This is a genomic window from Algoriphagus sp. Y33 (assembly GCF_014838715.1).
Classification (GTDB): domain Bacteria; phylum Bacteroidota; class Bacteroidia; order Cytophagales; family Cyclobacteriaceae; genus Algoriphagus.
The window spans coordinates 3,927,061-3,940,034 of record NZ_CP061947.1; the positions used below are offsets into that span (position 1 = coordinate 3,927,061).

A 12,974-nucleotide genomic window follows, 5' to 3' on the forward strand; every position below is an offset into this window, starting at 1 on the left:
AGGATTATAATGCATGCGAGATTCCATGTGGCCTTTGATAGACAAAATATAATCACATGAAACTCAACTGCGTTGCCATAGATGATGAGCCACTTGCGCTGGAACTACTAAGTAAGTTCATCGAACAAACCTCCTTTCTAAATCTAATCGGCAAGTTTTCCAACGCCATTGAAGCTCTGGGCTTTATTAATCAAAATGAGGTACAACTTGCCTTTATGGATATTCAGATGCCTGACTTGTCAGGGATGGAGCTCGCTAGGGTGCTGGACGGCAAGAAAAATTCCGATAAAACCCGAATTATTTTTGCGACAGCCTACCATCAGTTTGCAATCGAAGGATATAAGGTAGAAGCCCTCGATTACCTGCTCAAGCCTTACAGCTACGAAGACTTTTTGAATGCCGCTACCAAAGCATTTTCATACTTCGAAAAACAGGCCCAAACCAAACCTGAGCCAATACCGGTAGATCCTACATCCCAAGAGTATATATTTCTAAAGGTAGAGTACCAACTCGTCAAAGTAATGCTAAAGGATATTGCCTATGTGGAAGCCTATAAGGACTATGTCAAGGTACATCTGCTTTCCAAACCCAACCCTGTTCTCTCTCTGACCAGCTTAAAAAATATGGAAGAATTGCTTCCTTCAGATAAGTTTATGAGGGTACATCGTTCTTATATAGTGGCACTGAACCATATAGACTCTGTGTCCAAAAATGTAATTCAAATCGGCAAAAATCATATTACTGTAAGCGATAATTACAAGGATATTTTCCTGGAGTTTATGAGTAGGTGGATGAATTGATTAGTCTCACGCTTATCAAACTCTAAGCTAAAAATCAGTATTGCCAAAGCGACTATTGTTAGTAGTTTAGTTTTCAAAAATAAGTGAATTTGTTATAAAAAGTAACTTATATCAGGCTTTAGAAAACCGAAACCTTACACGAAGTAAATGGCCTAATCGACCTTAATATAAGGTACCGGCGGTGCACACTTAGCAAATTCAGGGCAGATGATAGATAAGCGTGAATAACTATCCGAAACGGCATATTCCAAAGAATAGCTCACCCCTTCCATGAGAGTCAAAGCATCTTTGGGGATATAATAAATATCCCTCATATTTATTTCAAGAGGGTCTTCATAGGTAATCGCTACTTTTTGTTCAGAGACTGTGTAAGTACCACTGTATACGGCTCTATACCCTAAGATTTCATCCGTACCACCACTTAGGGTGATATTTTCGCCTGTAAATGTGCCATCTGCCTTGAATATCAACTTATCCACCAAATCATACTTGGTTTCTCCATCCCCTAATGCAGCTTCTCTTGTGGATTCATATACTCCCGAGATCCTAATGTTAGGAGAGACTTCCGTTACGTCATTGCAGCTAAAAAACACCAAAAGAATAGCAAGTAACGGTAATAGCTTTGGTTTCATAGGACAAATGAATTAAAGTGAAAATAAAATTTTGACGATTTCAACAACAATAGAATAAAACTAATTCTTAAACCCTACGTCAGGCATCTTCGAAACGCTACTGTAAGGGACTTATGTTTTCCAAAAAATGTTTGGCGACGCTAAACCGAAGCCAGCTTCAGGAGAAGCGGGTCTAATCGAAACCGAACTTGAATAAAAAGTGATTGCAGTCCCAAACTTGACTAGCCTCTTTACCAGTATCTGACATCTCGATGACATAATTTAAAAGAATTGTTTGACAACTATCGCCAATCTGTGTCTTAAACGTAATTCTGCATGCTCCCGTGGTTAATTACTTCTTAAAAAAACCCGATCTTGCGACCGGGTTCGTATTTCTATCTTCTTCCTCCTTTTCCTTGTGGCAGCATCTTGCCCATGGCCGCTTTGGCTCCCCCCATCTTGTTCATTTGCTTCATCATCTTGCGCATATCTGCAAATTGCTTCATCAGATTGTTGACCTCCACGATCGTCCTTCCAGAACCCGCCGCAAGTCTCCTTCTTCTACTTCCATCGATCAGATCAGGATGCTCACGCTCAGCAGGTGTCATGGATCTGATGATCGCCTCGATTGGTTTAAAAGAATCATCATCAATATCCAACCCTTTCATTGCCTTGCCCATCCCGGGTATCATTCCAAGCAAATCCTTGATATTCCCCATTTTCTTGACCTGTTCCAGCTGAGAAAGAAAATCATCAAAATTAAAATTATTGGAGCGGATCTTGGAATTGATCCGCTTGGCTTCATCCTCGTCAAAGGACTGCTGTGCTCTCTCCACCAAGGAAATCACGTCACCCATTCCCAGGATTCGCTGAGCCATACGATCCGGGTGAAACACGTCCAGATCTTCCATTTTTTCCCCAGTGGAAATAAACTTAATCGGCTTATTCACTACATGACGGATAGAAATCGCAGCACCACCCCGTGTATCACCATCAAGTTTGGTCAATACCACTCCATCAAAATCCAATCGCTCATCGAAGGTCTTCGCAGTATTCACCGCATCCTGGCCGGTCATGGAATCAACCACAAAAAGCGTCTCCGAAGGATTCAAGGCTTTTTTCAGCCCCTCGATCTCATTCATCATCACGTCATCCACCGCCAAACGCCCTGCTGTATCGACTACCACCGTTTTCTTGCCGGTCTTTTTTGCATAAGCAATCGCATTGTTGGCAATATCCAACGCATTCTTATTCTCAGGTTCAGCATATACTTCTACGCCGATCTGCTCACCCAAAACTTTCAACTGATCGATCGCCGCAGGTCTGTAAATATCACAAGCCACCAGTAATACCTGCCTTCCTTGCTTCTTTAAGTGCGCGCCAAGCTTTCCAGTAAAAGTGGTTTTACCGGAACCTTGAAGACCTGAAATCAAAATAATCGATGGGTCGCCGGATATTTTGATATCCTCTTTCTTGCCCCCCATAAGCTTGGTCAGCTCTTCCTGGGTTATTTTTATCAGTAGTTGACCGGGAGAAACAGAGATTAAGACATCACGGCCAAGCGCCTCTGTCTTGATGGTATCAGTGACTTCTTTGGCTACTTTATAGTTAACATCGGCATCGATCAAAGCTCTTCTGATCTCTTTGACAGTCGTTGCTACGTTTATTTCCGTGATTTTCCCGGTTCCTTTCAGCGTTTTGAAAGCCCGGTCCAATTTTAAACTTAAATTATCAAACATTCCTTATGTGGCTATTTGGTGCAAAAGTAATGATTTTCATCAGTGATAGAAAGGAGTCTTGCATCTATTCCAGCCAGAGTCTCCCTATTTTTATCGATGGGGGTTTGCCCATAAATCCCTAATTTGCATCCCCATCAATTTTCCAAAGAAAAACTCTTTTCATGCAGCTGAATTTCAAAAAAGACGTACTCCCCCATTTAGTGGGAATTGCTATTTTCTATGCCATCGTAGTCGTTTATTTCGCTCCTGTAGTACTTCAGGACCAGGTGATCATGCAGGGTGATATCCTAAAATGGGAAGGATCTGCCACCGAAGCTTTGGACTACAGGGAAGCTACTGGAGAAGAAGCGCTTTGGACAAACAGTGTTTTTGGCGGAATGCCGGCCTATTTTGTCAGCTTGGAATTTGCAGGCGACATCACCACATCGTTGCTTTCTATTATCACCCTAGGCCTTCCCCATCCTGTAAACAGTCTATTCTTAGGCATGGTCGCCATGTATGCATTGATGCTCACTTTTGGTGTCAGACCTGTATTTGCCATCATAGCCAGTGTCGCCTTCTCCATGAGTTCTTATAATCTCCTCAGTTTGGCAGCGGGTCATAATGCCAAAATATGGGCAGTAAACCTTATTCCTGTGATTTTGCTCGGAATACACTTGGCTTTCAAAAAGAAGCGGTTGCTTGGAGCGGGAATACTTGCTCTTGGTCTCCTCCTACAATTGAAATTCAACCACGTTCAGATCACCTACTACACTTTGATTATTTCGGTGATTTATGTCGCTGTTAGAATTGTCTTTGACTGGAAAAAAGAATCAGTTGCACAACTGGGTAAAACGATCGCTTTCTTGATTCTGGGGGCGGTATTGGCTGTAGGAGGGAATATTGGAAGAATAGCTACCGCCATGGAATATGCCCCCTATTCGACTAGGGGCAATGCTACATTAGAATCTGCCTCAGCAGGCTTGGACAAGGATTATGCATTCTCCTGGTCAAACGGCAAATTGGAGACGCTTACTTTTTTGGTTCCAAATTTCTACGGAGGAGGAAGCAGCACCCCACTCGGAAAAAATACCGCTTCCGAAAAAGCGCTGCGGAGCAATGGACTCGACCCGGCTCAAATCAACGGGTTCTTGCAGGGAGCTCCTACCTATTGGGGCGATCAGCCATTTACAGGAGGCCCGATTTACGGGGGAGTCATCTTGGTTTTCCTAGCATTCATTGGAATCTGGGCTGCGCCAAAAGAGAGTCTTTATACATTCGGAGCTATCATTATTCTTTCCCTTATGCTTTCTTGGGGAAAAAACCTGAGTTGGTTCAACTACTTGCTTTTTGACATTCTTCCGGGGTATAATAAGTTTCGGGCAGTGTCCATGGCTCTGGGCATGACGCTATTTGCCATTCCTGCTTTAGCGGCTATATCTTTGGAAAGACTGTATCGAAGCAAGGATTTCAAACCGCTTTACATATCCGGTGCGGTAGTAGGTGGATTATTGTTTTTGCTTGCTATCGGTGCAGGCATATTCAGATTTGAAGGAGCAGCTGATGCAGGCTTGCCTGATTGGCTGATCAATGCGATTCGCCAAGACAGGAAATCCATGCTCTCGGCAAGTGCTTGGAGAAGCCTGGCTTTTGTGGCAGCATCTTTTGCCTTGATATACTTTGCCCTGAAAGACAAAATCTCAGACTTCATCTTGGGAATAGGAATTTTCTCTTTGGTTACAATTGATCTATGGACAGTAAATAAGCACTACTTGAATGATGATTCCTTTCAGGGAAATCCTTCCCGAAGCTATTTCGCCGAAACTCCCGCAGACATGGAAATAGCCAACGATAAAAGTTATTTCAGGGTACTTGATCTAACAGAGTCATTGACAGCATCCGGAAAATCCCCCTACCGCTTCCATAGCCTTGGCGGATATCATGGTGCCAAAATGCGTAGGTATCAGGATTTACTGGACAATAGATTGAACTTTGAATTAAATGATTTTGTAAAAAAAGCACAGGAAGGCGATTTTGATTTTGAGGGTATTCAGACTATTAATATGATGAATACAAAATATGTTATCGCAGGAACTGCCGCAAATTCAGTTTTTGAAAACCCGGAAGCCAACGGTCCAGCTTGGGTTCCTTCCCAAATAGTATCCGTGCAGACCAATCAAGAAGAAATGGATGAATTGGGGAGAATTGACACCAAAACTCAGGCAACTGTGAACACTTCGGAATTTGGTCAGGTGAGTGCCGGAAGTGGTCAAATAACCCATACCTCTTATACTCCCAATGAATTGAAATATATCGCAGAGATAAGCAAAGAAGGGCTGGCAGTCTTTTCAGAAATCTATTATCCTGTGGGATGGACTGCCACCATAGATGGAAAGGAGACGGAAATCTTACGGGCAGATTACCTGCTCCGCGGATTGATAGTGCCTGAAGGAACTCATGAGATCATTTTCAAGTTCGAACCAAAAAGCTACACCGCCACCAAAACCCCTATGATCATTTTTCAATACCTAATCGTATTGTCGTTGATTGCAGGTGTGTTTTTCACGATTAAGGAAAGGAATGGAAGAGAGTAAGGATAATATCTTCAGTGTTTACGATCAATTCTCCGGGAATCAGGATATGTCCGGGATAAATTCCCGTTACTTAAATATCTTGGACAAAGTGAAACAGGCTGGGTTAAACACCGGTCATAGTATTCTGGAAGTGGGTTGTGGGATAGGAACCCTAAGTCATTTGCTTGCCAATCAGGTAAAGAAAGGCGAGGTACTTGCTGTGGATATTTCTTCTGAAAGCATTAAAAAAGCCAAGGCACTCTGGAAAGACCAATCCAATCTGAAATTCGAAGTTTCGGACATGTATGATTTTGATAAGCACGGAAAAACCTTTGACTTTTTCGTGTTTCCTGATATTATGGAACACCTCTCTGAAGATCAGTATAGCCGCCTTTTTCGCACTATTCACAAGCATGCCCATCAAGACTCGGTGATGCTCATCCATATCCCTGCGCCAAGATATTTGCAATGGATGGTAGAAAATGAACCTGAAAAGTTACAGGTTATCGATCAGCCATTGGATTCGGGTGACCTGATAAAAAGTATCACTTCCAATGGCTTTTATCTTGAGAGAATGGATACTTATCCGGTTTTTTTCGAAGAGAAAGATTATCAGTACTTTGTGTTTAGAGCAATAAAACCACTCTTAAAATCCACTCCGAGAACTAACTGGAAAATCCTGAAAGAGCGAATTGGTATCAGATTAAGATACAGAATTACCAAGTAATATAATTATCGTAAATAAGTGCAGTAACCTGAATTTCTTTGAATCAATGGCAAGGTGACCGGTGCGAATCTTCAACAAAACCGAACGCTAGTGTTATGTTAAGTGTAAAAAGTGCTGGATAAATCTGTCAGGTTTTGATACTAGAACCGTAAAACCCCACTTATTCATCAAGAATCGATGGTGTAAACCTGACAGGTTTTGGTTAACACTACACTAGTATGGTGATACCCCTTTTAATTATAAAAAACAGATAAAAAAGAATATGAAAATAGCAGAAAACACAGTCGTCGGACTTACATACGAACTCAAAGTAGGCAAAGAGGCTGATGAAATAGAATCAGCACCATTCAGCGTAGAAATCCGTGATTCAGAAGATCCTTTTTACTTTCTCTTTGGGGCAAGTGATCTTCCCGGAAAATTTGAGGAATTGCTTCTTGGAAAAGAACAGGGCGAGGACTTTTCTTTTGTGATCCCAGTGGCTGAAGCTTATGGAACAATGGATGAGGACCTCATAGTCAATCTTCCTAAGTCACAGTTTTCAGGAGAAAATGGTTTCAACCCCGAAATGCTCCAAGAAGGCAACTTTTTGCCTTTGATGGATGAAGACGGATATCCTATGCAAGCAAAAATCATAAAAGATCTGGGGGAAGAAATCGTGCTGGATTTTAACCATCCTCTGGTGGGTTTTGACTTGCATTTTGAGGGAAATGTCGAAGAAGTCAGGGAGGCTACCGCAGATGAGCTTTCGCATGGTCACGTTCATGGCGAGGGCGGTACACAGCATGAGGAATAAATACCAGTGAAAAACAAGCTGTGAAAGCGGTAAGGAATCTAATTCTTTACCGCTTTTATCATAAAAAAACTTTTACGAATTAAGACTTTATAAACGAATATGAAAGGGAAACTTCCTTTACATGGGCAAGGAATCTGCGGAGATCCGCGTCTCTTTCTTTGTTAATCTGCGGAAACTATTTAGGACTTTCAGTAACGACAGCGGTTAGGCATGCCCTAGTTACTCAATTTGAGCAAATCTCCTTCACTATCCGCCTCATTTTTAACTTTTTCCTCGGCTATTCCCCCCATATCCTCTTCCAAAATCCATCCTTTGCCAAATGCAAACCTGGAGGCTTCCAGTGTATCTTTCACCAGCAGCATTTCCACTCCCAGCTCCTTCGATTCTTCACTTATTTTCTCTGCGTAAGCATGTCTAGATGCATGCACATCCCGGATAAAAATCATCAAAATCCTTCCCGGAAACTCACGGACTACCTCAAGGTAAATCGCAGGATCTTCTTGTCCACTATCTCCGATAAGTATAAACGGCAACCCGGAATAAGTGGAAAGTATATGGCGGATTTGTTCCAATTTATGTTCAGAGTGACTTCCTGAAATAAGCTGAGTCCGGGACAAACCGATATCACGAAGCATCAATGGTCCTTTGGGAATATGATGAATCTGAAGCAACTCATGGAGAAAATCGTATAGATTCCATGGACTGCTGGACACGTAAAAAAATGGATTACTCTCGATTCCATCAGTACCTTTTTGCAGTGCTTTGTAAAAAGCCGCAACTCCAGGAAATGGTACCCGGGTATGAGCATTCTTCGCAAAAGTGGTTTTAAGCATTTCCATCATCCGCATCGCTCCCGTAGGAATAATCGTGTCGTCTACATCGGATATAATACCATAATCTAAATTCCCAACCGGCAAAAACACATCGCCAAAAGCTTTGACATCCCCTTGATTTCCAATCACCCGATCTACCAAGGTCAACGCTACCTGCTGCCATCGGACATGAGCTTGAATAGGCTTTTTGGGTCGAATTTCAAATTCAAAATAGCCTTCTTCATCAGTCGTTGCAACATATTCTTCCCCCTGAAATTCTGCTTTCACTTTCACTCCCGGGATCACCACACTCATAAATCTCCTACGCATTCTTCCAATATTCCGCCAGACAGTATCTTCGGGATCCGATGCGCCGATTCTGTTATCCCGAATTACCCTCCCTACCAAAAGTATTTCTTTTTCATTTCCAAAACCCTCATATGGAATTATCAACAACGACTTTACTAAACCCAACTTGATCCATATCCAAAGCACTCCCTGGTTAATGGTCAGTTTGATTTCATAGAGAATGGTCAGCGGTATATTTCTTTTTTTTGACACGGAAAAAAGCAGTTAAAAACCCATCACGCTTGAATCCTCCCAACTCAGATAAACACGGTCCCCCTTCTCATATTTTCGATGAGGATCATCTACTTCCCAAGTGATGCCACTTTCTTTGAGCTTCACCTGAAGAGAATTATAATGTACCAGAAAACGGGAATCCATCACATGGGCCAATATTCCTCCTTTCGTCTTCAGCTTCACATCTGCAGGTCTGATATAGCTATTTTTTTGGTCGGGAAGTTTGTTAATAGGGCTAAATAGTTGCGCCACATACTTACTTTTGGGCTTCTCACAGAGCTGTCTGGAAGTACCTTTTTGGACAACTTTCCCTTTTTGCAGAATAATCAGGTTATCTGTCAATCTCAGAGCATCGTCCAAATCGTGTGTCACAAAAATCACTGTGGTTCCTGTGTCCAGAAATATTTCTTTCAATTCAGAAATCAAATGATGGGTCTGGATGGTGTCAAGTGAAGAAAAGGGCTCGTCTAGCAATAAAATATCAGGCTCCACGGCCATTGCTTTTCCTATTGCCACTTTTTGTTTCTGTCCTCCGGAAAGCTGACGGGGATATCGATCTCGAAAAGCTTTCAGGCCAAGAAGCTGAAGTAGGTGTTCTACTCTACTTTTCGCATAGGTTTTCTCGTAATGAAGCAATTGCCTCGAGATATTCTCCTCCACAGTGGAATTGGGATACAAATGGAAGTTTTGATGAATCAGTCTGATTTCATCGTAACCTGAAACAATTTTCTGGTTCGGATTCAAAATAGGGTTCCCTTCCAAGAAAACTTCTCCCGCATCCTGAGCTTCCAGTCCGGCCATTATTTTCAGCAGCGTACTTTTCCCTGATCCGCTTTCTCCTACAATGGCAAGAAATTCACCCTGTGCCAATTCCAAGGAAAAGGTATGCAGAGCAGCTAGATCGTCGTAGGATTTAGAAACATTGGAGATGGAAAAATAACTCATGGGCGAATTTCAGCTTGCAGTTTTTTGGTCAAGCTGCCAAAGATAAGTTCGTAAGAATGATCCACCAATTCTAGGATCAATCGATCAGGCACATTCCCAGTTGTACTCACCGAATTCCATTGCTTCTTGTTCATATGATAGCCCGGCGTTATTCCATCGTACTGTTCTCTTAATTCCACTGCCCGCTCGGGATCACATTTGAGATTGATGTACTGAAACTCTGAAATGGAGCAGATCGAAAAAATCTTCTTGCCTACCCGAAAGCAAAGTGCATCCTGATCAAAAGGCGTGTCTTCGGTCACTCCAGGTTTTGCAAGGCAATACTCACGGTAATGTTCTAGGGTCATTGGGAAAATATGATCTGGGTTAATTTAAAATTCGAGTTGGAATTTACTTAGAAAAAATGAAGTGAACTTTTGCCCGAATCCACAATTCAGTAATTTCCATCAAATTCCACCTTCAAATGAAGAAAACTTTATACACAATTTCATTAGTTCTCTTTTTGGGCAGCTGCCATTCGCTCAGCAAATCCAACGTGAGCAAAAAAGACCTACAGAAAGACATAGAACTAGTCACGAATAAGGGATCTATAGTTTTGAGACTCTATGATGACACGCCCCTAAGCCGCAATAATTTCCTCAAATTAGTCAAAGAAGGTATATATGACAATGACAGCATACTTTTTCATCGTGTGATTGAAAAATTTATGATTCAGGCTGGGGAAGCAAATGACATAGACGCATTTAAGAAAAAGAGAAAGCTGCTTGAGTTTCCAGAGGTAGTACCTGCTGAGATCACTGACACACATTTTCATAAGAGAGGGGCACTCGGTGCAGCAAGGGAAGGCGATGACGAGAACCCAGAGCAAAACGGAAGTTTCATTCAGTTCTACATCGTACAGGGACGGACGTACACAGATAGTACATTAGCAGTCGCAGAAAAGCGCATTAATAACATGCTCGCTTACAATCATGTCATCAACAATCCTGCAAATAAATCAATTTTCACTACGTATCAGGAATTACTGAAAAATCGTAATCCAACTGATAAAGAAGCTATTAAAGGGATTAAAAGTAAATTAGATTCCTTAACAGAAATTGAGCAAAAGCAAATGGTTCCATACAGCTATCCTGAATCACATCGGGAAGCATATAAAACAGTAGGAGGAGCTGCTCATTTGGATCAGAATTACACGGTGTTTGGCGAGGTGATTTCAGGTATGGATGTCGTGGACAAAATAGCCGAATCCAAAACCAATCAACAGGATAGACCACTGGAAAATATTATGATCCTGTCGACACGTTTGATCAAAAGGCAAGAGTAAGTATCATACTTCTTACATTAGTAATTGCGACAAAAATCACGAACCCACTAATACTAATTCTCCATCTTTGTCCCATGGAAAAATACATCAAAGCAATTTCGGACGGCTATTACGGCTATTGGAATTACTTTATTGGAGAAATCCTCAATCCAAGTTGGCACAATTACTTCTATTGGCTTGTGGGAGTCTCTTTGGCAATTTATGGGCTGGAGGTTCTTTTTCCGTGGAGAAAAAACCAGCCTGTACTTCGAGAGCATTTCTGGCTGGATATCTTCTATCTTTTCTGGAATTACTTCCTTTTTGCACTTGTCGCCTATAATGCCTTGTCTATGGTGGCAGTGGAAGCTTTCAACGACTTTCTTGGCTTATTCGGCATCACAAACACTGTTGCCGTTAAAGTAGATCAGCTTCCGGGATGGGTTCAGCTGGTGATTATATTCATAGTCAGAGACTTTATGCAGTGGGCGATTCATCGCATGTATCATCATGTAGGGTGGATGTGGGAATTTCATAAAGTCCATCATAGCACCCGTGAGATGGGATTCGCCGCCCTACTCCGCTATCACTGGATGGAAAACATACTTTACCGTACACTTGAATACATACCCCTGGCGATGATCGGTTTTGGAATCACGGACTTTTTCATTGTCCACATCTTTACGCTCGTTCTCGGCCAACTAGGCCATGCTAATCTGAAAATTCCGCTGGGCCCTTTCAAATACATCATAAATGGACCTCAAATGCACCTTTGGCACCATGCGAGAGAATTGCCTGAAAGTCACCCACATGGATTCAATTACGGGATTTCTCTGAGTCTTTGGGATTTCCTTTTTCGGACAAATTACTGGCCTTCGGATGATGAAAATCTTCTCGTAGGACTGCCGGACGAGGAAAAATTTCCTGAGGATTTTATAGGGCAGACCATAGTGCCATTTAAGCGGATTTTTAGGAAAAGGAAGAAATAAAAACCAATAATGAATTAAGAATTCACAGGCGGGCATGAAATAATTGAGCCATTATAGGAGATCGACGTGCTTTTCTGTATCAACTTAGGTCAGCGGAACCACTCAGATACTTTCAGAAAAAAGCCTGTGGAACATCTCCTACCGTTTTTTTAAAGCTCACAAGACTCAGGTGTTTTTGGCACGCCAGCCATCCCGTATATGCAATCACACAATTTGCTAGTTAATCTCTATGATTTTAGTATGGACGGTCTCGTTGATAAAGTAAACTTTTTTTCCGCTAAAAGATTTTTCCTCAGCATTGTAGCTTGCTGCCTGTACCAAACCTGTAGAGGTTGCATTCAGACCGCTTAACTCTGATGAGGAAAAAGTTACAGAGGCAGTTTTTGATTCTTTAGTAACGGTCGTTTTCCCATCAGAAATCACCCAAAGTATATTATCGGTATTGGAGGTCACTGCCTCAATCGTCAACGTCACATCCGATCCTTTGCTGAAACTGGTACCTACCGAAGATGAAAATTTTACCTGCGAAGGCATTTTCTTCACTGTAGCATGGGTGAATCCATCAAATCCACTCCCACCTGCTACTTGCCACGTGTTGGTTTGGCCGGCTGCCAGCGAATAAGAAAAATCAGTGGGGTCATTGATGTATGCGTTGCCTCCGGGTATCTGAAGTGCTTTAGAATTGAGTTTTACTTCTCCTACATTAACCAGATCGCTGCCTATGGCACCATTGAAAAATGAGCCCGAAGCCACATCTATAGCTAAACCTACCACTCCAGGCACACTAGGCATGGCGTCTGGCAAATCAGAATAAGAGATCACTGCAGCCAAGACAGCATTGGCATCCCCCGGAGCATTTGGCATAGGACTGGATTGAGTAGTTGACTGGGGAGCTATGTCCTCATCGGAGCTACATGCAGAAAAAAAAAGCACTACTCCCAAAAACAAAGCGCAACCCGGAGTGTAATAAGTTTTCATCGTCTTGAAGATTAATAATACGCTCAAAAGTAGTCTGGTCTTTATTTTCGCACCATACGGCAAACAGCGTATATATCTGCGGAGTGTTCTTAAAATGATAAAGTACCGGTTCCTTTCTTTCACGCTGAGGATTTTGATACCTTCGC

At 42.1% G+C, this 12,974-nt stretch carries 12 protein-coding genes; 6 read left to right on the top strand and 6 right to left on the bottom strand.

The genetic code is table 11. From position 1 onward, the window contains the following. Positions 1-56: 56 nt before the first annotated feature. Positions 57-800: a LytTR family DNA-binding domain-containing protein gene (locus tag ID165_RS15755; RefSeq protein ID WP_192085965.1), complete on the top strand. Its 744-nt coding sequence runs from the start codon at positions 57-59 to the stop codon at positions 798-800. 152 nt (positions 801-952) lie between these two features. Here ID165_RS15755 and ID165_RS15760 read toward each other — a convergent pair whose 3' ends face one another. Both ID165_RS15760 and ffh read right to left on the bottom strand, forming a co-directional pair. Then, entirely contained in the window at positions 953-1,432 is a 480-nt protein-coding gene (locus tag ID165_RS15760; RefSeq protein ID WP_192085967.1) for a lipocalin family protein, read from the bottom strand. Between the two features lie 374 nt (positions 1,433-1,806). Next, entirely contained in the window at positions 1,807-3,150 is a 1,344-nt protein-coding gene (gene ffh, locus ID165_RS15765; protein ID WP_192085969.1) for a signal recognition particle protein, read from the bottom strand. Between the two features lie 161 nt (positions 3,151-3,311). Between ffh and ID165_RS15770 the strand changes: the two genes are divergently transcribed. The 3 genes from ID165_RS15770 (at position 3,312) to ID165_RS15780 (ending at position 7,222) form a co-directional block, all read left to right on the top strand. Further along, positions 3,312-5,723: a YfhO family protein gene (locus ID165_RS15770; protein ID WP_192085971.1), complete on the top strand. Its 2,412-nt coding sequence runs from the start codon at positions 3,312-3,314 to the stop codon at positions 5,721-5,723. After that, positions 5,710-6,429, top strand: coding sequence for a bifunctional 2-polyprenyl-6-hydroxyphenol methylase/3-demethylubiquinol 3-O-methyltransferase UbiG (locus ID165_RS15775; RefSeq protein WP_192085973.1), 720 nt, complete (start codon positions 5,710-5,712; stop codon positions 6,427-6,429). The genes ID165_RS15770 and ID165_RS15775 overlap by 14 nt, the downstream gene beginning before the upstream one ends. Before the next feature lie 262 nt (positions 6,430-6,691). Then, entirely contained in the window at positions 6,692-7,222 is a 531-nt protein-coding gene (locus tag ID165_RS15780; RefSeq protein WP_192085975.1) for a peptidylprolyl isomerase, read from the top strand. A gap of 215 nt (positions 7,223-7,437) precedes the next feature. Here ID165_RS15780 and ID165_RS15785 read toward each other — a convergent pair whose 3' ends face one another. Genes ID165_RS15785 through ID165_RS15795 form a run of 3 tightly spaced genes read right to left on the bottom strand, consistent with a single transcriptional unit; the run spans position 7,438 to position 9,908 of the window. Continuing rightward, complete coding sequence (locus ID165_RS15785; protein WP_192345833.1) at positions 7,438-8,595, bottom strand: App1 family protein; 1,158 nt, start codon at positions 8,593-8,595, stop codon at positions 7,438-7,440. Positions 8,596-8,607: 12 nt separating this feature from the next. After that, positions 8,608-9,561 (bottom strand): ABC transporter ATP-binding protein, encoded by a 954-nt coding sequence (locus ID165_RS15790; RefSeq protein ID WP_192345835.1) that lies wholly within the window; start codon positions 9,559-9,561, stop codon positions 8,608-8,610. Next, the gene (locus ID165_RS15795; RefSeq protein ID WP_192345837.1) at positions 9,558-9,908 is read right to left on the bottom strand and encodes an MmcQ/YjbR family DNA-binding protein; all 351 of its coding nucleotides are present in this window, start codon (positions 9,906-9,908) and stop codon (positions 9,558-9,560) included. Before ID165_RS15795 ends, ID165_RS15790 begins: the two co-directional genes overlap by 4 nt. Positions 9,909-10,024: 116 nt before the next feature. On the opposite strand from ID165_RS15795, the gene ID165_RS15800 reads away from it, so the two are divergent. Together ID165_RS15800 and ID165_RS15805 are read left to right on the top strand one after the other, a co-directional pair. Then, the gene (locus ID165_RS15800) at positions 10,025-10,885 is read left to right on the top strand and encodes a peptidylprolyl isomerase (RefSeq protein ID WP_192345839.1); all 861 of its coding nucleotides are present in this window, start codon (positions 10,025-10,027) and stop codon (positions 10,883-10,885) included. Positions 10,886-10,959: 74 nt separating this feature from the next. Continuing rightward, a complete protein-coding gene (locus tag ID165_RS15805) occupies positions 10,960-11,850 on the top strand; it encodes a sterol desaturase family protein (RefSeq protein ID WP_192345841.1) in 891 nt (296 codons plus the stop codon). Positions 11,851-12,066: 216 nt separating this feature from the next. Here ID165_RS15805 and ID165_RS15810 read toward each other — a convergent pair whose 3' ends face one another. Next, the gene (locus ID165_RS15810; protein WP_192345843.1) at positions 12,067-12,828 is read right to left on the bottom strand and encodes a hypothetical protein; all 762 of its coding nucleotides are present in this window, start codon (positions 12,826-12,828) and stop codon (positions 12,067-12,069) included. Between the last annotated feature and the right edge of the window lie 146 nt (positions 12,829-12,974).

Bases quoted from the DNA above. Each gene is read 5' to 3' on its own strand.
- ID165_RS15775 (WP_192085973.1), top strand. From the start codon at position 5,710: ATGGAAGAGAGTAAGGATAATATCTTCAGTGTTTACGATCAATTCTCC.
- ID165_RS15790 (WP_192345835.1), bottom strand. From the start codon at position 9,561: ATGAGTTATTTTTCCATCTCCAATGTTTCTAAATCCTACGACGATCTA.
- ID165_RS15805 (WP_192345841.1), top strand. From the start codon at position 10,960: ATGGAAAAATACATCAAAGCAATTTCGGACGGCTATTACGGCTATTGG.
- ID165_RS15800 (WP_192345839.1), top strand. From the start codon at position 10,025: ATGAAGAAAACTTTATACACAATTTCATTAGTTCTCTTTTTGGGCAGC.
- ID165_RS15810 (WP_192345843.1), bottom strand. From the start codon at position 12,828: ATGAAAACTTATTACACTCCGGGTTGCGCTTTGTTTTTGGGAGTAGTG.
- ID165_RS15755 (WP_192085965.1), top strand. From the start codon at position 57: ATGAAACTCAACTGCGTTGCCATAGATGATGAGCCACTTGCGCTGGAA.
- ID165_RS15795 (WP_192345837.1), bottom strand. From the start codon at position 9,908: ATGACCCTAGAACATTACCGTGAGTATTGCCTTGCAAAACCTGGAGTG.
- ffh (WP_192085969.1), bottom strand. From the start codon at position 3,150: ATGTTTGATAATTTAAGTTTAAAATTGGACCGGGCTTTCAAAACGCTG.
- ID165_RS15780 (WP_192085975.1), top strand. From the start codon at position 6,692: ATGAAAATAGCAGAAAACACAGTCGTCGGACTTACATACGAACTCAAA.
- ID165_RS15770 (WP_192085971.1), top strand. From the start codon at position 3,312: ATGCAGCTGAATTTCAAAAAAGACGTACTCCCCCATTTAGTGGGAATT.
- ID165_RS15760 (WP_192085967.1), bottom strand. From the start codon at position 1,432: ATGAAACCAAAGCTATTACCGTTACTTGCTATTCTTTTGGTGTTTTTT.